This window comes from uncultured Eudoraea sp. (assembly GCF_947258925.1).
Classification (GTDB): Bacteria; Bacteroidota; Bacteroidia; order Flavobacteriales; family Flavobacteriaceae; genus Eudoraea.
In genome coordinates this window covers 62731-85631 of sequence record NZ_CAMYKG010000019.1, presented here as the reverse complement: position 1 = coordinate 85631, position 22901 = coordinate 62731, and the positions used below count along the sequence as shown (strand labels likewise).

Annotated in this window: 20 protein-coding genes; 7 read left to right on the top strand and 13 right to left on the bottom strand. The window is 37.4% G+C overall.

All coding sequences use genetic code 11. The features are described 5' to 3' along the window. Nucleotides 1–48: 48 nt before the first annotated feature. The 4 genes from Q0X77_RS08430 to Q0X77_RS08415 form a co-directional block, all read right to left on the bottom strand. The gene (locus Q0X77_RS08430; RefSeq protein ID WP_297795885.1) at nt 49–1290 is read right to left on the bottom strand and encodes a glycosyltransferase family 4 protein; all 1242 of its coding nucleotides are present in this window, start codon (nt 1288–1290) and stop codon (nt 49–51) included. A 108-nt stretch (nt 1291–1398) separates the two neighbouring features. Then, entirely contained in the window at nt 1399–2910 is a 1512-nt protein-coding gene (locus tag Q0X77_RS08425) for a DEAD/DEAH box helicase family protein (protein ID WP_297795882.1), read from the bottom strand. A 119-nt stretch (nt 2911–3029) separates the two neighbouring features. After that, nucleotides 3030–3959 (bottom strand): glyoxylate/hydroxypyruvate reductase A, encoded by a 930-nt coding sequence (locus Q0X77_RS08420; protein ID WP_297795879.1) that lies wholly within the window; start codon nt 3957–3959, stop codon nt 3030–3032. Nucleotides 3960–3979: 20 nt separating this feature from the next. Then, nucleotides 3980–4489, bottom strand: coding sequence for a DUF6155 family protein (locus tag Q0X77_RS08415; RefSeq protein ID WP_297795876.1), 510 nt, complete (start codon nt 4487–4489; stop codon nt 3980–3982). Between the two features lie 202 nt (nt 4490–4691). Here Q0X77_RS08415 and Q0X77_RS08410 point away from each other — a divergent pair, with 202 nt between their 5' ends. Beyond that, on the top strand, nt 4692–5555 hold the full coding sequence (locus tag Q0X77_RS08410) for an RNA polymerase sigma factor RpoD/SigA (RefSeq protein ID WP_297795873.1): 864 nt from the start codon (nt 4692–4694) through the stop codon (nt 5553–5555). 353 nt (nt 5556–5908) lie between these two features. On the opposite strand, the gene Q0X77_RS08405 is transcribed toward Q0X77_RS08410, so the two are convergent. The 6 genes from Q0X77_RS08405 to Q0X77_RS08380 form a co-directional block, all read right to left on the bottom strand. After that, entirely contained in the window at nt 5909–7120 is a 1212-nt protein-coding gene (locus Q0X77_RS08405) for a YaiO family outer membrane beta-barrel protein (RefSeq protein WP_297795871.1), read from the bottom strand. 23 nt (nt 7121–7143) lie between these two features. After that, the gene (locus Q0X77_RS08400) at nt 7144–9540 is read right to left on the bottom strand and encodes an LTA synthase family protein (protein ID WP_297795868.1); all 2397 of its coding nucleotides are present in this window, start codon (nt 9538–9540) and stop codon (nt 7144–7146) included. A gap of 4 nt (nt 9541–9544) precedes the next feature. Then, nucleotides 9545–10693: a glycosyltransferase family 2 protein gene (locus Q0X77_RS08395; RefSeq protein WP_297795865.1), complete on the bottom strand. Its 1149-nt coding sequence runs from the start codon at nt 10691–10693 to the stop codon at nt 9545–9547. A gap of 203 nt (nt 10694–10896) precedes the next feature. Beyond that, nucleotides 10897–13314 (bottom strand): HEAT repeat domain-containing protein, encoded by a 2418-nt coding sequence (locus Q0X77_RS08390; protein WP_297795863.1) that lies wholly within the window; start codon nt 13312–13314, stop codon nt 10897–10899. Nucleotides 13315–13317: 3 nt separating this feature from the next. After that, complete coding sequence (locus tag Q0X77_RS08385; protein WP_297795860.1) at nt 13318–13689, bottom strand: response regulator; 372 nt, start codon at nt 13687–13689, stop codon at nt 13318–13320. 1 nt (nt 13690) lies between these two features. Beyond that, complete coding sequence (locus Q0X77_RS08380; RefSeq protein ID WP_297795858.1) at nt 13691–15442, bottom strand: ATP-binding protein; 1752 nt, start codon at nt 15440–15442, stop codon at nt 13691–13693. Nucleotides 15443–15636: 194 nt separating this feature from the next. Here Q0X77_RS08380 and Q0X77_RS08375 point away from each other — a divergent pair, with 194 nt between their 5' ends. From Q0X77_RS08375 to Q0X77_RS08365, 3 genes are all read left to right on the top strand, one after another. After that, nucleotides 15637–16923, top strand: a complete 1287-nt coding sequence (locus Q0X77_RS08375; RefSeq protein WP_297795855.1) for a dipeptidase — start codon at nt 15637–15639, stop codon at nt 16921–16923. A 153-nt stretch (nt 16924–17076) separates the two neighbouring features. Continuing rightward, nucleotides 17077–17259, top strand: a complete 183-nt coding sequence (locus Q0X77_RS08370) for a hypothetical protein (protein WP_297795853.1) — start codon at nt 17077–17079, stop codon at nt 17257–17259. A 96-nt stretch (nt 17260–17355) separates the two neighbouring features. Beyond that, complete coding sequence (locus tag Q0X77_RS08365) at nt 17356–18123, top strand: phosphatidylserine decarboxylase (RefSeq protein ID WP_297795850.1); 768 nt, start codon at nt 17356–17358, stop codon at nt 18121–18123. Between the two features lie 14 nt (nt 18124–18137). On the opposite strand, the gene Q0X77_RS08360 is transcribed toward Q0X77_RS08365, so the two are convergent. After that, nucleotides 18138–19010 (bottom strand): DUF72 domain-containing protein, encoded by an 873-nt coding sequence (locus Q0X77_RS08360; RefSeq protein WP_297795847.1) that lies wholly within the window; start codon nt 19008–19010, stop codon nt 18138–18140. 300 nt (nt 19011–19310) lie between these two features. Here Q0X77_RS08360 and Q0X77_RS08355 point away from each other — a divergent pair, with 300 nt between their 5' ends. Beyond that, on the top strand, nt 19311–19718 hold the full coding sequence (locus tag Q0X77_RS08355; protein WP_297795844.1) for a glyoxalase: 408 nt from the start codon (nt 19311–19313) through the stop codon (nt 19716–19718). On the opposite strand, the gene Q0X77_RS08350 is transcribed toward Q0X77_RS08355, so the two are convergent. After that, complete coding sequence (locus Q0X77_RS08350; RefSeq protein ID WP_297795841.1) at nt 19710–20390, bottom strand: DUF2461 domain-containing protein; 681 nt, start codon at nt 20388–20390, stop codon at nt 19710–19712. The genes Q0X77_RS08355 and Q0X77_RS08350 overlap by 9 nt on opposite strands. 93 nt (nt 20391–20483) lie before the next feature. Between Q0X77_RS08350 and epsC the strand changes: the two genes are divergently transcribed. Together epsC and cysM are read left to right on the top strand one after the other, a co-directional pair. Further along, nucleotides 20484–21278, top strand: coding sequence for a serine O-acetyltransferase EpsC (gene epsC, locus Q0X77_RS08345; protein ID WP_297795838.1), 795 nt, complete (start codon nt 20484–20486; stop codon nt 21276–21278). Then, a complete protein-coding gene (gene cysM, locus Q0X77_RS08340) occupies nt 21268–22152 on the top strand; it encodes a cysteine synthase CysM (protein WP_297795835.1) in 885 nt (294 codons plus the stop codon). Before epsC ends, cysM begins: the two co-directional genes overlap by 11 nt. Here cysM and Q0X77_RS08335 read toward each other — a convergent pair. After that, on the bottom strand, nt 22125–22892 hold the full coding sequence (locus Q0X77_RS08335; RefSeq protein ID WP_297795833.1) for an alpha/beta fold hydrolase: 768 nt from the start codon (nt 22890–22892) through the stop codon (nt 22125–22127). The genes cysM and Q0X77_RS08335 overlap by 28 nt on opposite strands. Nucleotides 22893–22901: the final 9 nt, after the last annotated feature.

Genomic DNA, 22901 nt, shown 5'->3' with positions numbered 1-22901 from the left:
GAATTAATTTTGTGTGGTGTTCATCTAATGAATTAAAAATAATGCATTTTAAGCCTTATTCTTGGCTTCAATCCATTTAGATAAATATTTGGTACTCTGTAAAGTATGGTGCGATAAAATAGTCCCTATAATATTTGAAGCCCTATGCCGGTCTAAATTTTTTTCCAGTTCAATTATCTTGTTCTTTAACAACCCCGAAAAGGTTTCTTTACTAAAATATTCATTTACCAAATTTTTGCCAAGCGTCCGGGCTTTTTCCCATTTCAATTGGTCTGAGTAAATTTCAATAGCAAGATTGGTAAAACCAATGGAATCATCCTGAATAAGCGATTTTGATTGATCTTCTCTTCCAATTCCTTCCATCCCTATTGAAGTGGATATAGTAGGGGTTCCGTTTTTAAAACCATCTAAAATTTTTCCTTTTATCCCGGCACCAAAACGAAGGGGCGCAAGGTTAACTTTAGCTTCGGACATTACAGAACCCAGGTCATTTACCCATCCTTTAATTCGAAATCCTGTTTTAGAATTTTCCATATTGAGAATTCTTTCAGGCAAATAAGGGCCATAAATATGTAACTCTGATTCCGGAAGTGATTCCCTTATTTTGGGCCAAATGGTGGTGTTAAGCCATGAGATGGCATCAAGATTGGGAGCATGTTTTCCATTTCCCACAAAAATAAAGTGTTGTCTCTTATCGAACGCCAGCCATTTCTGACAAGTTTTTTCAGTTAATTTATCCATCATAAAAGGGAGATAGAAAAGTAAATTTTGATCTACCTTAAGGGTATCTCTTAACAGTTGAATTTCAAATTCAGAAATTATTAAGGACAGATCTGAACGGTATATACTTGCAAGCTCTCTTTTGGTAATATCTAAACCAAGCCAATCTCCGAGATCAGTTTCATTATCCTTAAAATCTGTTTTTTGCCTGTAGGATCTCAATGAATGCAAGTCTTCCGTATCCAAAATGCGTATGGCTTTCGGGACACATTCTGATACTCTCCAACCAAACTGTTCCTCCATTACAAAGCGGTCAAAAACAACTATCTGAGGATTCAAATTGAGAACAAATTCGTCAAAACCGGGATCATTTAATTTAATCGGACGTTGTTCAATTCCAAGAGCAGTTAGATTTGCTGAATAATCATTTATAGTTGCCGTACTGGCAAATGTAATTTGAAATTCCTTTTCCAAAAACCAATGAACCAGTTGCATCATCCTTGTTCCGGCTGCAGTGGCCCTAGGTTCCGGCCAGTTAAGCCCCAGAATCAAAACTCTCTCTAAGTTCATAATTATTTCGTTAATCAAGAAAAATACGTTCTGGCACAGTATTAAGATTCCAGATAAAAATAACTTTGATAATATATGGCAAGTACAGGCGCTACACCTTTAAAATAATTACATTCTTGATGCAAATTTTTGTGATATACTCAAACGTAATTTACGTTCGTAGTCTTCTTCTAACCATTCTTTGTAATTCTTGGTATTATTCATAATGCAATATGAATATTGCCTTACCCTATAGGAAATCTCTTCTTTAAGTTTTTTAGCCAGTATTCTCGCATCAAAAACATCTGAACTATTTTCGACGCATATCCGGGCATGCTGCTCAATGCTTCGCTCCAGAACAGTTTTAGATTTCAGGCCCTGTGCAAATACTTGTTTATATTCCGCCTTAACGTCAAATTCTATATCCGTGGATTTACTAAATTCAGATCTTAGTTCAGCTGGCATGACATAAACAAATTCCCTTTCAATATCTTCATCGTTCTTAATGTTTTCGAGGAAAAAATCTGGGAAGTGAAAAATTTCCTGCCAATCTATAGGTGCATCCCACATACCAAAACGAGAAGCATTATTTCCTAAATCTACTACTGTAAAATCGGATTTCCATGGCAGAATTCGAGATCCTCTTCCGATCATTTGAAAATAAAGGGTAAGCGATCTTGTTGCCCTATTTAAAATAATAGCCTCTACCGTAGGTTCATCAAAACCGGTTGTAAGAATACTTACAGAAGTTAATATGGCATCCTTGGTTTTAGAAAACCATTCAAGGATCTCTTTACGTTCGGAAATACTATTTTTATTGTCAAGATGCCTTATGGGATAACCGGCTTTTTTAAAGGTTTCATATACATATCGTGACGTATTGATACCATTGTTAAAAATTAATGTTTTTTTCCCTTTGGCTATCTCTTCATAGGCGGCTAATAGTTTAGACAGCATACTGTAATTGCCGTATAATTCATCAGAGGACTTCACTGTATAATCGCCATTTATACCGAGCTTTAATGAACGCAGACTTACATCATAACTATACATATTAGCTTTTGCGAGAAACTTTTTCTTTATAAGTGATTCTATTGATTCCCCAACTATTAACTTGCTGTAATTATCCTTCATTGGAAGTTTAATATTGGAGCTCAAAGGTGTAGCAGTAACCCCTAGTATGACGGATTTTTCGAAGTATTTAAAAAGTTTTCTGAAAGAATTGTAATGCGCTTCATCAATTATGACAAGCCCTACATTATTCAATTCAATCATCTCCTCTTGCAGCCTGTTATTCAAGGTTTCGACCATCGCCACAAAGCACATGAATTCATCCTGGTCGCGAAGCTCTTTTACCTCACTATTAATGATCATGTTCTTAACCCCAAACCCGGACAGCATTGTTGATGTCTGGCTACTTAATTCTATCCTATGGGTAAGAACAACTACTTTCTTTTTGGTCTTGGCAATAAATCTTTTGGCTATCTCAGAAAAAACCACTGTCTTACCGCCCCCGGTCGGTAATTGATAAAGCAGATTTACATCTTCTGACGCTTCTTCCAAAAAGGAAAATATCGTTTTCAGATCCTGTAACTGATAATCGTAAAGCTTTTTTTCTATTTGATCTGTTTGTATCTGCAAAGGCTAAATCTCGTTGAAAATTTGTAGGATTATTAAATATCGGAGTTATCGCGACTCCAATTTTGCAAAACTATAAGTTTTTTATCCTTAAATGAAATTCTAGAGCCGAAAACTACAAGTTAATATCCTTTAACTCCATCCACGGTATTATTCAAGGGCAATCCCTCTGCAAGTCTTCTATAGTTCTCCAGCAATTGTGGGATTACGGAATCTATATCCGAAACGCTTGCAATATGAGGCGTGATATGAATTTTTGGGTGTTTCCAAAAAGGATGTTCACCGGGCAAGGGCTCCTTATGAAAAACATCCAATCCGGCACCGGCCAAATGTCCATTATTAATAAATTCCAATAGGTCTTCATCCACCAGATGACCACCTCTTGCCACATTTATTACAAACGCATTTTTTGGTAATTTTTTAAATAATTCAGCATTTAAGATCCCGGATGTCCGGGGTGTCAAGGGTAAAAGGCATATGAGGATATTGCTCAGGGACAAAAAGGTATTTTTTTCTTTTTCCCCTACAAATACATTTACCCCTGATATTGATTTTTGCGAAGAGGCCCATCCAATTACTTTAAACCTGTTTCTTTCAAGGTCCTGCGCCAATAAACTACCCAGGGCACCCATACCCATAATTCCAACCGTGGCATCAGATATCCTCCTGTATTCTCTGGGATGCCAGACTCCGTTTATCTGATCTGCCGTAAAATGAAATAAATTTTTAAAATGAGCTAAAATCATGGCTAAAACAAATTCTGACATATCACTTGCCAAAACTGGGTCTACCACCCTTGTAACCGGTATGTTTGGAGGAATTGAGGGGTCATCAAAAATAAAATCTACCCCTGCTCCAAATGAGGATATACATTCAAGATTGGGATACTGTTTAAGACTATTTGCAGGTTGTTTCCAAACGATTGCCATTTTTATTTCTTCTTTCGGATGCTTTTCCAAATAACTGAAAATGGGAATATCCGGAGCTTTGGCCCTCAGTGAATCCGTCCATGCCTCCAATTTATTGTCCTGTCTTATTATTACTATAGCCATTTGTTGTTTAATTCCTTATATCAATCAATAATATCCAGTGCTCGGGTAAATCCTTCGGAATACGCCCATTTTTGCTCCAAAACGGTATTATAGACTTTTAATATCCTTGCTTTGAATTCAGGTAGTAATTCATGCATTGAAACGTGCTGTACAAGTTGTGTAAAAGAATTGAGCATACTCTTATAAAACGAGTCTGGCACATTACGTTCTTTGGAAAATGATTGGGCAATTTCCAGATTATACAACATTACATCAGCAATTAAGTGGGGTGCCATTCCCAATGTTAAAAACTGCTTGATATACTTCTGAGCCACTGATCTTCTTGCTCTTGGTTTTTTTCTTTTAAGAGGAAAGTACTCATTGGAAATTTTGACTTTAGCTTCTTGTACCCATTTGTCCTCTTTGGGGTTAAAAACAAAATCATAATACTGTTTCACGACAGGGAAACGTTCATATAAATCCATAATTTGTTCTTCCAAATCAGGTTTTTTGAGACCTTCTAAATACTTTTTAAGCGCTCGTTTGCTCATAATAAATCATTAAAGATAGTACTGTTGACTCAATTGTATATAAAAAATGAAGGTAAAACGTAGATAAATAGTATAAAAATAAGGCCTTTCAGCGATATGCAGGATAATAATAATTTATGTAAAACAATAGTGGAATGAGTTTGGAAAAGACAGAATAAAACATTATACTGAGAAATTATAACTTAAAATTTAGACACCATATATGAGGCAACTTAAGATTATCAAGCAGGTTACAAACAGAGAATCAAAATCCCTAGACAAATACCTGCAGGATATCAGTAAAATAGAGCTGATTACGGCGAATGAAGAAGTAGAATTAGCTCAAAAAATAAGGACTGGTGACCAAGCGGCACTAGAAAAATTAACCAATGCCAATTTGAGATTTGTCGTCTCGGTGGCCAAACAATACCAAAATCAGGGATTAAAACTTCCCGACTTAATAAATGAAGGCAATGTTGGGCTGGTGAAAGCGGCCAAAAGATTTGATGAAACACGGGGGTTTAAGTTTATTTCCTACGCGGTATGGTGGATTAGGCAGTCCATTTTACAGGCTTTGGCCGAACAATCAAGAGTAGTTAGACTGCCCTTAAACAAGATTGGATCAATTAACAAGATAAAAAAGACCTTTTCTTATTTAGAACAAGCTCATGAAAGACCCCCTTCTGCAGAAGAAATTGCAAAGGAATTGGAAATGAGTGTGAGTGAAGTTAAGCAGTCCATAAAAAATTCCGGAAGACATGTTTCTATGGACGCACCACTGAAAGAAGGTGAGGATTCCAATTTATATGATGTAATGCGATCTGGTGAATCTCCCAGACCGGATAAAGACCTGATGCAACAATCCCTGAATACAGAAATAAACAGGGCTCTGGAAACTTTATCCCCAAGGGAAGCAGATGTTGTTAAACTTTATTACGGCATTGGAGACCAACAATCCATGACCCTTGCAGAAATTGGACAAACATTTGACCTTACAAGAGAGCGTGTTAGGCAAATAAGAGAAAAAGCAATTCGCAAATTGCGTCACAATTCAAGAAGTAAGCTTCTTAAGACTTACCTAGGTTAAACCCATAAAAAAGCCCGCTTCTAGCGGGCTTTTTAATAACAATCTATAAAATAAAACACTTAAGAACAGTTTAATTTGTGGATATTAAAATCCATCAGAATTTCATTAATATAAATAGTCCAATTCGGCTAATTCGTTTAAACTTAAAATTTCATTCAAATCTTGGAGGAAATTTAAATACTCCTCCCCGTAGGTGTCGTATAACATGGTAAGATTGGTTTTTACATTATTGAGATTTGGGTATCAATAATCATAGAGTAAACATAGAAAATACACCTTGTTCAACCAATTAAATGTGGTGAAGCAAGTCCTTTTTGTTGTCAATTGATAAATTACTGAGGTCAAGTTGGATTTTAGAATTTTGTATGATACCTGAATCCGGCCGAAAGCGCGTAAAAGAATTCTCCGGGATCAAAGACCAATTCCTGTCGAGTAAGGCCCAGACTGGCTCTGTAACTGTTCGTTAAACTTTTACCCGTAAACTGATATTCAAATAGTAATTGCTGCGATTCTACAAATAACAAAGTCTCGGCCAGGACGACATCACTATTGGAAATAAGTTGCTTTATTTCCGGGGAATATCCCATAATAAGGTTAATGCCAAAATAATTTTCCCTGTCCGCATAATATTTTCGTGCTAACAAACTCCCGGAAAATCCTATAGGGCCGTCCGGTCTTGGGGTAAGATAAGGCCTTAATGAGAAATAATAATTACCCTTATAAAGGCCAAAAGAACCTGTATAAATGATGGCCTGGCTGGTTACAAAATCCAGATAGCGAATACCGCCAGATACTTCAATAGCTTTGGGAAGATTGGCGTATAATTCGGCCCCTGCCCTATGATTTGGAAAAATTTGTGAATTAGAATACCCATAATTGGTATAGGCATAGAACGTTTTTGAGAACCGTGGATAAAAATCCATCTCATACTGCAGACCATTGGTGTTAAACCTATTGGCATAATTTATCCTTGGGATTATTCTACCAATTTTAGTCTCCCTAATATATTCAGCGCTGGAATAGATCATTGGGTCGTATACGATGTCAAATGCATCAACTGAACTTATTATTCCTATTCTGTTTTTATAGTTTTTGGCATCAGATTCCTTATTTTTCTCTTCTGCATTTGCATCCAGGGCCTTTTGTTTCTTGAAAATATCATTTTTTATTTCCTCCCCCAATACCTTTAAATCAGCATCATCTTCAATATATATTAAGGCTTTGTTGGTCAGTCCAAGGGCAATGTTATGGTTATCTGCATAGATTTCATTTTTTATTGCTGCTATCCATGCTTCTTTATTTGTTCTTTCCGTGGAAGTGATTTTATTAAAGTGTTTACGTGCCTCATTGTGGTTACCATCCCAACTGTACGTTTTAGCCAATAGATTCCTGACATCTGAATAATCAGGATATTTGGAAAGTATATGCTGCAGTGTATCCCTTGCAGTACCATAATCGCCCTCAAAAGCCAGGTCCCTTGCGGTATAAAAGGACTCATCCGGATTGCCATGATATGCTAATTCCTGGGCCTTTCCGTTTTGAAGGAAAAACAGGAGAAACAGCATCGAATAAAATATTTTATACAACATTAGTTTCTGGCTGAGATTACAGGTGATTCATTTATTGTCTTTTGCAATTCTTCTTGATTTTTCTCTAACTCATTATCTTCCTTAATTTTCCGTATAGCCCGCTCTATTTTGTTTTGGATTTCCGTATTTTGAATATCGTTCCTTTCAATCGTTTGTTTCAAAGACAATGCTCTTTCATTATTATCCGACCAGAAAAAAACATCCAGTAAAGCGGCATAACCATCGGCATAGATCGGGTATTTTTGGATAGCGCCTTCAAGAACTTCTATCGCTATATCATAACGCCCATCCCAGGCATATATTCTACCCATCAGTATTTCCGTATCGGCATGCCCGGGTACCTGGGATAAAATATATCCGCATAAAAGAAGTGCGCGCTCCCTTTCACCATTAAAAGCAAGTTCTTTTGCTGTATTGTAGGCATTGTCATAGTCACTCCCGTTAAACACACTATTTATCCACACCATTTCTTCCTTTGTAGGGTCACTTTTAAGTTGCGCAAATAAGCTCAATGAGGATGGAATAAGTTTATCATTGGCCATGACATATTTATTGACTGCCTTGAAATACTTATGATGAGTTTTAATTTCCGGTTTTTTGTCTATTCGATCGGAATCTTTTAATTCCAGTGTTTTGCCAAGCCTGAAAAAGTCACCATCTGAAATAAAATGATTGCCGTAAACATAGTCCTGCAGACTATTATTATGCCTGAAAAGAGGAATTTTCTTGTTAGCTTCAAATACGCCTTCATGAATCAGTCCTTTTCCCAGCCATGCTACTTCAGTTGGGATATTTATGCCGTATTGCGATTTCAATAGCCCCAGGATAGAAGGTACCACATCCGAATGTGATGCCAGAGAAACTATTTTTGCAGGGCGTTTTAATAAAGGGCTGTGAATAAATAAAGGCACCCTGTATCTATCCAGATTGTTGGTATGAGGAAGATCTGTTAAGTTGTGACTGCCCGTAATAACGAAAATGGTATTATCGTACTCCGGATTACCGGTATAAGATGAGAAAAAAGATTTTAATGCATCATCCGCATATAAAATACTCGCGAATATTTCTTTGTTCTTCTTTACCAATTTTAAAGGTCGCGATTCCATTTTTTCATCAGAAAGGATTTCTTCTACCTTGAGTAAATATTCTTCCTGATTTGGTATTAGATAGGGCTTTTTAGAGCTTAGGGTAAAGAAGACGTCAAATCTTGGTTTCCTGGTCCTGAACAGGTCATTTTGCCATTTTAGAAATAACTCTTTGTCAGGGTAGCCCAGCGATATACCCGCTGCATCCTCATTCTGTTTCAGGTATTTATCTCCAAATCCTTTGCTGTCTAATATGAAATCTACCCTTTCCTCAAATAAAAATTTGTCTAAATGATGTAAGGCGCTATTTCCACCATAATTAAATGAAGTAGTATAATTGTTCTTTTTAAGGATGCCATATATTGTCTGTCTGTTCGGAGAATCCGCCACGTTGGTAAAGCCATTTTTCCCAAATGGTAAAGCACCCAGCAGGCTTGGCAAAGCGGCATAACTTTCTCCTGCATTACTAAGGTAATTGTTCCAATACAAGGATTTATTTTGTAGGGAATCTAAAAATGGTGTGAAACCACGATATATGGATCTGTCTCCTACAAAGTCCGAACCCAGGCCTTCCACCATAATGAATACCAGATTCGGTTCTTCTTCCTTCAAATTAAAATGGGCGACTAACTGCTCATCCAAATCCGCGGGATGTAAGAGTGGGTATTCTTCTTCACCTTCGTACCTGTTAAAATCAAATACTTCGTCTGCAACGCTATAGGCCAAATATTGTAATTTGTTTTCATTTACCGGTTTCTTATCCGAAGTTAAAGTGGCCAGAAATAAACTAAACAAGATGATAGTCAAGGGAAACATTCTGCTGATAGTTTTATAAACCCTTGCTGTTATTTTGTAAAAAAAGTACAGTAATACCATCATCACAGGGATTAAGACTACTATGGAAAGTAATAAAGAAGTAGCCGATATCCTGCTGTTATAGACTTCTAATAATCCGGCACCGAGTATTTCATAATTTGTTATATAGAATTCTATTAAAAGGCCCTCAATAATCAAAATTAAGAAGAAGAGTATACTTGAAACCCTAAACCCTAAAACGGCTTTTCTTTCTTCCAAATAATTATAGATAAAAGCCATGAACAGGCCAATAATAGCTGTAAACCCTATATGATGGACAACTAAGAGCAAGAGACTCTTTGTAAAAACACCGTCGAGAACTCCCGCGGAGTACAATCGTATATTTTGATAGATTGATAAAATTACCAAACACAGAAAAAACGCCAGGATAAGGCGAATAAAGTCCTGTAAAGTCCTTCGCCGGGCATTTTTAGATGTAGAGGTTACTTCGTTCATACTATTATGTCTTTGCAAAACCTTTGCGTACTTGTGAGCCCCAGCCGGATTTTACATTAAATAATTTTTTATAATTCCCGCGAATTGCGGATATGACTACCAGAGGGTGAAATGTTACCGGTTCAATTATAGCACAGAACATGAGGATTAATATGTCCTTTGTTTTGGTATATTGATTATATGAGAATACGTCCCATAAGATGGCATAGAAGGAAAACATTATAGAAAATGCGTAGACCGTCAGTGTAATTGCTACAAAAAATTCAAGATTCAGGATCCCCATATAGTAAAATATAAGTATCGAGAAAAAGCCAACAAATTCCAGAATAGGTGCCAGCCATTCGTAAAAAAACCAATATGGATAGCTTAGCATACCAAGTCGGCCAAATTTCGGGTTAAAGAACATATCCTTATGTGTAAACAAGGTTTCCAGGTTACCTCTGGCCCAGCGGTCCCGTTGATTTACAAGGATCTTGGTAGTCTCCGGAACTTCCGTCCAGCATAAGGGATCCGGTATGTATTCGATGGTATATGGAAGTTTTCGTTCGTGCATATAACGTCTCATTCTAAACACAATCTCCATATCTTCACCTACGGTATTTGTATCATAGCCCCCTACCTCCAGCGCAATTTCACGATCGAAGAAACCAAAAGCTCCGGAGATGATTAAAAGACTGTCTATTCGACCCCATGCCATTCGTCCCAAGAGGAATGAACGGGTATATTCCAACAATTGAAACCGGGCTAACCAATTTTTGGGTAATCTTATCTCTTCGAGTGTCCCACCTGCAATTTTGCAGGAATTAGCGACCCTAATTACTCCACCAACTGCAATTACCCTTTTTTGGGTTCTTTGAAAGAACGATTTCACCACATGTAAGAGTGCGTCGGGTATTAAAAGGCAATCCACATCAATACATCCAACATATTGACTTCGAGATAGATGTATACCCGTATTTAAAGCATCAGATTTCCCCCCATTTTCTTTATCTATCACGGTTAGCTTGGAAAAAGAACGCTGCTTTGATTTATAAATGCCCCTTATGGGTTTGGATCGCAAGTCCGGGTCTATTTCACGTTCCACTTTTTCAAGGTCATAAGCATCAATCATTTTCTGTAAAGTGTCATCCTTACTTCCATCGTTTACCACCATAACCTCATAATTAACATACTGCAAGGCTGGGTGCTAATGGAGAAGCCATTACCTTGGACAAATCAACGAAACTATTTTTGTTCTTATAATGGATAGAATTTCGTGTAGACAAATATCCCATGATACTAAACAAAGTGAATAGTACCACTGTAAACAATAGAAAAACAATGTTTAAATATTCTATTAATATGTTAAATAAACCACTATCCATTGGTCTTTCCCTTCAATTTCTGAGGAAATAATTTTATATTTCTAATTAGCGTATCAAAGAGCTTCTCTTCCTTTTTTACCTGTTCCTGAACAACAGCTTCATTTGGATTTGAATTTTCTTGTAACTCCTCCAAAGAAGAATCTACCGGTTCAAAATCCAACTCAAAAAGAAGATCCTCATCATCTTTATGATCTCCAACTTCTAAGAAGCAATGCTCCAATGGCTTCATAGTATCAATCTCCTGGCTCAAATCGGAATCATTTCTTGATTTCTCCGGACATATCAGGATTTTCTCCTCTTCAATAAAAGGTGTATTTTCTGTGTCCTTTATAAAATCATTAGTCTCTATTTCTTCCTCAGGTGCCAAAACCTCAAGTAGTTCTTTTAATATGACCTCTGCTTTAGCCCTTACTTTCTTGTTACTATCGTTGCTAAGAGTTTTTAAAAAATGGACTTCTTTCTCATCCCCTACGGCCAATATCTCATCCAATAAAATTAATTTTGATTCTGTATCACAACTTCTGAACAACTCTTGAAATATGCTAAACCCCTTAAATTCAATATCAGGACTGCTGTTTTCATTAATTCCGTCATCCTTATCTTCATTGCTGATTTTTTCGCCATATGTAGTGGGGTATTCTGCATTAAAGGCAAATCCGGAATCGGTGGTAAACGCCTTCCAGTCTATCGAATTTTGGTTTTTAGTTTCATAACCTTCTAATTCCGGTTCAGGTATTATAAGCGTTTCCCGATTTCCGCTATACAGATTCGATATCTCTTCTGCTTCCACCACTTCCATTTCATTCACTTCAATCAACAAAATGGCTTCATCAGAGCTCTCGATAGGATTTTCTGATTGTTCTTCAACCTCTGTTTCGACCACGATAGGTATAAATCCCAATTCGGTTTCCACGGGATCTGCTGGCACATCTTCTTCAGGAGATTTTATTGTAGCCAGAATCGTCTCTAGTTCTTTTCTGAATTTCTCTTCATCTTCTGCTTCATTTTCTTCATTTTCTATGTGCGCACCGGTATCGGGGTCAATTTCTTCACCTTCTGATACTACTGGCAGAAAATCCAGAGGCAAAACATTTACTTCTTCTTCAGATTCATCATACTCATCAAGTATGTCCTGCAATTCTTCCATAAAGCATAGGTCAAATATTATTTCATTTTCCTGATCAGCATTTAAATAATCCTCGAATTCCAAAGATTCTTCGTTTTTTCCTGATGCCGGGGCATTGGCCTCCTGTTGAGATTCATTATCATCCATAACTTCTGGTAATTGTGTAGAGCTGCTTTCTACATTATTTTTAAAATTTTGGGTAGGAATCTTTTTATCAATTCCTTCGGTGGGAAGAAAAGTTCCTGGTGCAATTTCGTTGATTGTGCTAATCGCCTTACTCTTTACCAAGAAGTTTGACGACTTCCTGGCTATACGCTCCAGAAAGACCAGATCCTCATCTTTACCCAAAGAGGCCATGGTATCTAAAATCTGAATTTTAGTTTCGACCTTACTTTTTCTAAAGACCGCCTTCATGACGTCAAGGGCTTCATATACATTGAATTCTTTGACACATTGAATAGCTTCAGACCTTACCTGGTCATTTTTATGTTTAACTAACTCCACAAGCGCGGCATCAGCATCGTTTTGGTTATAATATTTGATAAGACGAAGTGCAAATAAAACAACGTCTTTATTCTTGGAAGTCAACCAGGCTTTAAACCTGGGCGGGTCAAAATCTTCTATATTCCGGAGCACTTCCAGTAACTTCAATTGCTGCCATTCTGAAATTTGGAATCTTGCAGTATCCAGAAAATAACCAATACCCTCATGCTTCAGGGAAACGGTAGCTATTTGCGCTTGTTTACGAATTACTCCTTTTTTGTGATTGATAAATTTTTTAATGAATCCATAAGCCGTAGAAACTTGCATTTGTGTTAATTCCAATATTCCTTTGGATACAACCTCCCACCGCCAGCTTTTTAACTTTTCAAACGCATCTAAATGCAAATCCAGGTCCTGATAAATTTTAAACAGGCGTTTTCTGGCATCTCCTGAAACGTCTTTTTGAAGATCCAATAGGATTTCAGCCAGCACAGCTCTGTTAAAAGGTTCTTTGAGAAGTTCACGAATTTCAATTTTTAGCTTTATATATTCACTTTTTTCTTCTTTAGATGAATCAGTTTCAAAGAAGAGGAAATTACTGATCATAGGTCCCAGGATCTTTTTTTTGCTGGCGATCTTCGAAGCCTTGGCCGAAATGCGATTTCTCAATATAAAAACAAAGAAAAAATATAAGATACCCAGACCTGAAAACACCATTGTTAAAACCCACAAAAGATCCGTATGGATCTTTGGCACGCTTAGCAGCATCCTGATGTTATATGTCAGTATGAGTAATTTCACAAATTATGGCTTGTTTAACTCCCGCCCCACTCTTACTAAAAGTTCTGAAGGGCTAACCGGTTTGGAAATAAAATCATTGGCTCCCAGTTCAAATGCACTGAGTACATTTTCCTCGTTTCCGGCAGATGAAATAATAATTATCGGAATCTTTGAATTCAGGTCGTTTCTTACGTGATCTATCAATTCTATTCCCGAAAAATAAGGCATCATTATATCACTAACGATTATATCTGGGGTTGCCGTTTTAAGGTACTCCTTTACATCCCTCCCATCATGGGCCACATGTACATTATAACCTCCTTTTTGAAGTCTATAATCCAATAAGGAAGCCAGTAATTCATCGTCTTCTGCCAGTAGTAGATTCTTGCGCACCATTTTATTCGTTCTTATTTTTATTCATCCGTAAAAATTCTTCATCAATCAACCTTTCAGCTTTTGGGTATTCCTGAACAAATCTATCCAGCAAATATTGCATATGCCTTTCATCCCTGGTAGTCTTAGCTGTGGTATTTAATTGTTCAACAATGGAAAAAAGTTCCATCGTCTTCATCATTTTTAATCCCGCTTTTATTTTATGCGAAGCAAATGCTACGCCTTCTGAATTACCTTCCTGAAGATTCATTTTAACATTGCCAATAAATTCAAGTGCATTTCTTTTATAAAGCACTATCAGTTCCTCCAACAACTCTAATTCGCCCAAACAGTCCTCCAAAACAGATTCGAGGTCAAAATCAGAATTAGCACTTGTCTTATCACCCCCGTTATCCAATGATGAGGAGTTTAATTTGAAATTGGTATTTAACCTGTTCCCATGCTTAACCAATTTGGAAAGGAGTTCTTCCGGCGTAAACGGTTTTAGGATGAAGTCATTTATCTGATTATTCTCACATTCATTCCTGTCATCTATCGTAAAGTCTGCCGTGAGTGCTATTATTGGGATCTCCCTAATAGTTTTCTTAGTGTTGCTTCGAATTTTCTGAGTAACTTCAAAACCGCTCATTATGGGCATTCTCAAATCCATAAGTACCAGATCAATTGGGGTACTCTTAAGCAAGTTAAGGCCGTAGATAGGATTTTCAGTGATATAGGTTTTACAGCCCCAGGAATTTAAGCGTCGCTCAATAAGCCTTTGATTTAAGGGGTTATCTTCAAAAACCAGAATCCGCATCCCTTTTACTTGCTCTTCGGAGATTTCACCCGGTTCAGAGGCAGATAAACCTGCAGATTCAGCGATCACATAGGGTAAGGTAAATTTAAATGTCGTTCCTTCTCCAACAGTGCTTTCAACATGAATATCACCATTTAATTTCTCAACAATCTGCTTTACGATATTCAGACCAAGTCCGGCACCTCCATATTTGGAAAAAGTTTGCTGATTTGCTTGCTTAAACGATCCAAAAATATGTTTTAAATCTTCTTTGGAAATTCCAATCCCGGTATCGGTAACTGTAAATTCCATCAGTACTGTTTCCTTCTCCAGTTGAATTTTTTTGATTCGAAGTAAAATTTCCCCCTGCTCAACAAATTTTATAGAGTTACCCAGCAGGTTTAATAATATCTGTGATAGTTTCGAAGGATCACCGACCAGGTTCTCAGGGATAGCACTATCAATATCTACTTCAAGTTTCACATCTTTACCCAGCATCAGGGTATTACAGAGATAAACTACATCTTTGACGATACTGAAAAAATTAAACTGTACCATTTCAAAATTCTCTAAACCTGCAGCAAGTTTGGAATATTCCAAAAGTTCATTGATGATGTCCATCAGAGAATTTGAAGCTGATTGAATAGCGTTTACTTGGTCCATTTGATCATCGGAAAGCGCACTCTCCTTCAAAAGATCTGCAAAACCAATGATTCCGCTCAAAGGGGTTCTTATTTCATGGCTAACAGTTGCTATGAGCATTTCCTGCGTCTTTTGTAACTGTTCCGTTTTAGACTCTTCGTCTGTATCTGTTTCAATAGGGATCTTTTCTCCCCAAATCCTTTTTTCGAGATGGGTTTTGAAAGTTTCGAACGATTTTTTTAGGCGTGTGGCATCCTCTGTTGACAATTCTTCAAATGAAAAATTGGTAAGATTAGCCTCAAGTTCCGACAATTGGGAAAGTAGGTTTTTTGGTTTCAAGGGGTACTTTTAGTGGTTATTATCTATTTTGAAGTTGAAAATGATGGTACTATCCAAAGGATTTTCGAACTCCTTTTCTATTAACTTCAACATGCCTAAAAGTCCCCCTTTCAAGAGGCATATGCAATTAAATGTTATCTAGGGTTCGTTTTATGTTGTCAAATTGCTTTATTTGTAGGTATAAAATCTTACATATGAGGCATCTTATCGGCTTTATTGGTCTTATAACCCTATTCGGATGTGGTGAATCTAATAAAACAAGCAGACCAAATATGGAATCAAAGGCCAGACAAATCCATGAAAATGTAATTACAATTGATACACATGATGATATCAATGTGAAGAACTTTACAGACAGCATAAATTATACTCAGAATCTGGATACACAATTAAATTTGCCGAAAATGAAGGCCGGTGGATTGGATGTTGCCTGGTTAATCGTTTTTACCGGTCAGGATTCTTTAAACCAGGAAGGTTATGATAAGGCAAAATTGAATGCAATGGCAAAATTTAATGCCATTCATCGTTTGTGTGATTCTTTGGCACCAAATGAAATTAAACTAGCCAGAACTTCAAAGGAAGTAAGGAGCATAATTGAATCAGGCAAGAAAGTTGCAATGATTGGCGTTGAAAATGCCTTTCCTATCGGAGAAGATTTGACACAGTTTGAGGCGTATCATAAACTGGGTGCAAGGTATATCTCTCTGGCCCATAATGGTCATAGTCAGTTTTGTGATTCACATACCGGAGAAAAGGATAATATTTGGTTAAATAATGGTTTAAGTAATCTAGGTAAAAAAGCTGTATATGAGATGAATAGACTGGGTATTATGGTTGACATATCTCATGTTTCCAGAGAATCTATGCTACAAATATTATCCCTTTCCAAAGCCCCCGTAATAGCATCTCATTCTTCTGCCCGTGCACTATGCGATCATAGCAGAAATTTGGATGATGAGCAATTGAAATTATTAAAAGAAAATGGTGGTGTAGTACAAACCGTGGCCCTGGACGCCTATTTGAATACATCCAAACATGAGAATAGGGAGGCCTATATGAAAAAGATCTATGAGGACATTGCAGATTCACTTGGAATAATGTGGGTTGAAAGATCGCAGCTAGGGAAACTCTCCGAGAAACAAATTGAGGATTATCTTGAGAATTCCGGTAAAGTCTATGAATTAGCAAAAGAAATGGTAGCCGATAGAAACGACGTCCCACCTGAAGTGGACGTTGCTGACTTCGTAGATCATATTGATTATATGGTTGATTTGATTGGAATTGACCATGTAGGTATCAGCTCGGACTTTGATGGAGGTGGTGGTATCAAAGGGTGGGCAGATGCTTCCGAAACATACAATGTTACCTTGGAATTGGTGCAAAGAGGGTATTCCGAATCCGAAATTGATAAACTATGGGGAGGCAATTTACTTAGGGTACTGGACGAGGTTCAGGCATATGCCGCATCTCTAGGGGATTAGTCACTTATGGAAGCTTAACTAATCAGACTAGTCTTATTAACAAATAATTAGCTAAGACTTATAAATAATGTTAAGCTAACAATAAAGTTTTCTTAATTGCTTTCTACAGCGGTTTTAAATTGGATAGATTTAGGTACCTAAACAATTTTCAACATGCAAACAATCAGTAAATACTTCGTTGCCCTTCTTGTTTCTTTTTTCTCCAATTATATTGACGAACCTCCTTCCGAATCGGATAAGCAGGCCGGAATTCATGAGACCCATATTCAAATCGAGAGAAAGTCGGAATGTAATTCCCTGAAGAAAAGTCACACAGATTTCGAAAATTACATCTAGACCATCATGGAGGCCCGGGGAATAGCCTATCATAATTCGGATCCATATTTTACGGTATTTAAGATCCCTCAGTGGCGGGCTAATTTATATAAGTTTATGTCCGTTAGTTTATGGGGTGCACTTCCGGGTAAATTGCAACGCAGAATATCGTCATTTTACGCTAAGCTTTACAATAAACCGTTTACCAAACATTTCATCGCTCCTTATGTAAGGTTTTATTACGCGGATTCGTGTTATCTCGATAAATTTCAACCCCCTGAAGGAAAAAATACTTTTGAAAGTTTTCAGGATTTTTTTATTCGCAGGTTCAAAACCCTTCCTGAAAACAGAAGTATGTGGATATGGCCATGTGAAGGATTGCTTTGTGATGAGGGCTTTGTCCGGGATATGGGTACAACTAAAGTCAAAAGCGACGAACGGTTTATTGAAACAATTTTTGGCCTTTCCAGGGGAAGTATTCCTGACGACTATTGTTTTTCAAATATTTTTTTACATAACAAAAACTACCATCGGATTCATGCTCCGGTAAAAGGAATTATCACGAGAATACAACACATACCGGGTGACCTTATAGTGCTAAGACCCTGGATTTATAAACAAGATCCATCATTACCGGCATTTACAAATGAACGCTACAACATTGATATTACAGATAGTAAAGGTCGAATTTGGCATTTATCTATTGTTGGAGGTCCTGCCGTTGGGACAATAAAACTTCCAGATACGATCTCTATTGGGAGTGGCATTGAAAAACTGGATGAATTAGCGCTGTTCTACCTTGGCTCAACTTGTTGCATGGCTGTTCCCGAACGTCCAAGGTATCACAGCAAGAATACTTTTGTTGAAGTGGGGGCTACTTATTAAGTTCCGGTCAACGATTACAGAAGAATTGGCACATTGAGTTTAGTCTTGAATTTTGCATTAATTTTCTCAATAAAGAAAGCGGCCAGCAAAGGAGATTCCAATTCCATGTTCTGATGGATAAAAAAATGAATGTTCTCCAGTCCCAGCTTATGCCAATACCAAAGGCGTTCAACCCATTCCTCAAGCCTGTCATAATCACTTGGATGGTTGGCACCAACAAAACGTATAAAAGCCTCGTTGTTGGTAAGGCGCATATGCATAACATCCCTTCTTCCTGCCGTATCAACCAGAATATTGGCTATATTCTTTTCCTCCAGTAGATGATACAGTTCGTTTGAAACATATTCATCATTAAACCATTCCGTATGCCTGAATTCGAGGGCAAGTGGAAATTCTTCAGGCCAGTAATTGACTAATCGTAAGACCCTGTCCCAGTTTTTAGGGCCAAAGTTGGGATGCAATTGTAAAAAGGTTGTACCCAGCTTATCTTTAAAACCTGCTATAGCCATAAGGAAATTGTCTAATACAGGATAAGCCATATCGTTCAGGCGTCTAAAATGACTTACATTTTGTACCACTTTGGGAAAAAACCTAAATCCATCGGGCACTATATCGTGCCAGCTCTGATATTGTTCAGCTGGGAATATGCGATAAAAGGTAGCATTGAGTTCTATACTGTTGAATTGACGACTATAATAGCTTAATTCATCTTTGATCCCCCGTGGATAAAAATTTTTTAGGTCCTGCCGATTCCATTTTGCACAGCCCACATAAATTTTAAATGAATTTGTCCTGACTACCTTTTGTAATAGAATTGGCAAGTCTGGATGGTCTTCAGGAAGTGTAAAATCTATCAGGTCCGGTCGGTCAACTTTACCAAATTTCATAGTTTATTTTGTTTGTTCAAAACGGTGTTGAAAATACATATAAATCATTTGACTCTTCCGGAAGACAGCTAAAATTTATCAGATTTCCGAAGGAAGACATTGAGAGGGATTTGTACTAATCCCCCTTTTTACTTTCCAAAGACATTGGGATATACGGAACTTATGTATGCACTGCTATTTAGACATACTTTAGGATCACTCTTAGTCATTTTTCACTTGTTCATAACCCGGTTAACAACTAATTGATCCCTGCGTAAAGCATAGATAAGGTATTTTCTAATTTTAAAGAAACTTCTTCAGATGAACCAAAGATCTGCTGACCTCCTGAATATCAGACCGGAGATTCCAAACGCAAAAGTAACCCCTGACATGAGTAAAGATGAGCGATTCCAGAATGAAACGTTGCGTCCTATTATCAAATTTCAGAACCCGCTTTTACTGGAAGCGTTTAAGAATTATGTCATCAAACATAAGAATGCATTTTATGAATTAAGCATTAAAAGACGCCTGGATTACATAGAAAATGCAATCCAAAAAGACATTAAATTCAGAAACTCGCTAAAAGGAATGGTAATTGGACAATTTACGGTTGAAGAATATAAATGTTATATCCAAAACTCATCGGCTTTAAATAAGAGAATGATGAGTATGGTTGTTGAGCGCCTAAAAGATCAGATTCAAACTTTCGAGATTTCAGTGTTAGTTTAAAAGGGATTCTCCATTTAGGTTGGTCGTAAGGATTTCACTCATCAAATCAAAAAAGGGCCTGATTTCTTTAAAGGATTTGTTTACTTCATCTATAAAATTCTTGTCCAGAACCTCCTTGTCCGAAAAGTTTCGTACAAATATAAATGCCTTCTTTCGTATTAAGTCAATATTTGGATCATCCTTGCTAAATCCCTTGGGAGCAGTTTTTACTTCATCCCCGACCAGTTCTCCCCAGGTATTCTTAAAAGGCGACTTGTTTATTTGTTCTCTAAATTCAGCGGCATCAAGTTCAAACTCTTTGCGGATACGAAAAAGATCTTCTTTATTGGGTTGCCAGAAACCTGTTGCTATAAAAGATTCTCCCGGCCTTATTTGTAAATAATATCCTCCCCGTAGTTTTGCTCCCGCCCTTGAATAGGATCCGGCAAAATGAGATTTGTATGGAGTTTTATCTTTGGAAAATCTTACATCCCTGTAAATACGAAACATTTTTAATTTTTCAATTTCATCATGCTCCTTCATCTTTTCCATCAGAATTTGGTAGAAACTTTTAACCTCAGCTTCCAAAGACTTGAAATGAGCTTTGTTTTTCTCGAACCACTCACGGTTATTATTATTTTTTAACTGATCTAAAAAATGGAGTACATCTTTAGTAATTACTGAATTTTCCATGCGACTAAAGGGTATAAAATTTATACTAAAGTTAACCATTTTAGAACAGATGCTTTTTAAATATTGGTTAATTTTGGCTCTTAATTCCTGCGCATGGACAAGTCAATTATTATTAAGAAAATCATCGAAAACAAGAAACAACCGAATCTGCGGTATCGCTTAAAAAGGAATGTGGAAGATTTCACCGACCTATTGTTTCTAACTTTGTTCGATATTGAAACACCTGTTGAGCAGAATATTGAATCTTTAGAAATTCAATTTGATGCTTTAATAAATCTGGCCTGTTGGGATGTAGAGAAACCCTGTGCCAAAATTTGGGGAAATTATTTGGCAACACTTCCTGCTGTCCTTGAAAAATTAAACTTAGATGCAGAGGCCATTGTAAGTTGCGACCCGGCTTCCCTTTCTATTGAAGAAGTATATATGGCCTATCCCGGCTTTTATGCAATAGCTATTTATCGTTTGGCCCATGAGTTATACAATAAAGGGTTTCCATTGGTACCAAGATTAATGACGGAATATGCACACAGACAAACCGGCGTGGATATAAACCCGGGAGCACACATAGGCAAGTCATTTTTTATTGATCATGCAACCGGGGTAGTCATTGGCGAAACGGCAATAATCAAGAACAATGTGAAAATCTACCAGGGGGTCACTTTAGGTGCCTTATATGTAGCCAAGCATTTGGAAAGGACAAAGCGCCATCCTACCATCGAAGATAACGTTACCATATATGCAAATGCTACTATTTTGGGTGGTGAAACAATTGTGGGAGAAAATTCCGTTATTGGCGGTAACGCGTGGGTAACTTCTTCTGTACCGGCAAATTCTACTGTTTTTCACAATCCCCAAATAAAAATAAAGACTTCAACCAATGCCTCATAACCTAATAGATCTGATAGGAAATACACCTTTGGTAAGCTCCAGATCTTTAAACAAGAACCCGGAGGTAACGCTCCTTTTTAAAATGGAAGGACATAATCCCGGGGGCAGTGTTAAGGACCGGGCTGCTTACCATATGATTAAAAGTGGGATTGATCGTGGCGAGATTACCAAAGAAAGTAAATTAATAGAGGCAACCAGTGGTAATACGGGGATAGCCCTGGCTATGATCACCGGTATTTATGATTTGAATATTGAACTGGTAATGCCCGAAAATTCTACTAAAGAAAGGGTTCAAACTATGCGTGCCTACGGGGCAAAAGTTACTTTGACCAATGCAGAAATAGGTATTGAAGGTGCCAGGGATTATGCGGAAGCTAAAGTTAAAAAAGAGGGTTATCAAATGCTCAACCAATTTGCCAATGATGATAACTGGAAAGCACATTATGTAACAACCGGTCCGGAAATTTGGAGGGATACAAGAGGAAAGGTTACACATTTTGTATCCTCAATGGGAACCACAGGTACAATAATGGGAACCTCTACCTTTTTAAAAGAACAAAGCAAAGATATTACCATTGTAGGCGTACAACCGGAGGATGAATCCAAAATTCCGGGAATCAGAAAATGGCCAAAAGAATACCTGCCTAAAATCTTTAATCCCTCCAAAGTTGATCAGATAATGGAAGTTAGTGAAGATGAGGCAAGGATTATGGCGAAAAGACTCGCAAAAGAAGAAGGGATATTTGCGGGTATGAGCAGTGGTGGTGCAACTGCAGCAGCACTAAGACTAGCGGACACCCTTAAAAGTGGTCTTATTGTTTCTATTATTTGTGATCGTGGTGACCGCTACTTGTCTTCGGATTTATTTGACTGATAAGACAACAGAAGCTCCTGAATACCTTCTCTGTAGACGGAAAATTCCTTTAAATTATTATGCCTGCCTCCCTGGATGGTGTAGAATGATTTATTAGGCTTTGGAACCGAATTGAAAAGTCGAACTCCGGAATCATAGGGCACTACCCTATCTTCAGTTCCATGAAAAAATGCTATTGGACAACTAACATCCGAAATGAACTCATGCGTTTTTAAGGGATACTTTAAAAACCACTTAACCGGTAAATACGGAAAACGAATTTGACCCAGGTCCAGAAGGCTGTAATAAGGAGTTTCCAGGATGAGCCGAAACGGACTGTTTTGGGAGGCTACCCAGGTAGCAATCCCTGTACCTAAAGAACGTCCATAAAGAGTAATTAATGATTCATCATAATATTTCGAAGCGTACTCATAAAATAGCTGCCCATCGCTAAAAAGCGCTTCTTCACTGAGCTTCCCCGTACTTTTGCCATAGGTTCTGTAATCCATTACTATTACATCGTATTGTTTTTCGACAAAGAAGAGCGCTATTTCACCCCAGCGCGAAAGGTCTCCTGCATTTCCATGAAAATATACAATAACCCCCTCTGGCTGGTCTTGTTTAAAATGAATGCCATTTAGTATTGCTCCATCTGAAGAAGTAATATTAATTTCCTCGAAAGGGTGGTTGAAAGAATACTCGTAATCCGTCGGTAATTTAGATGGTAAAAAAATTAGTTTTTCCTGAAGAATATATAACATAGTAGAAAT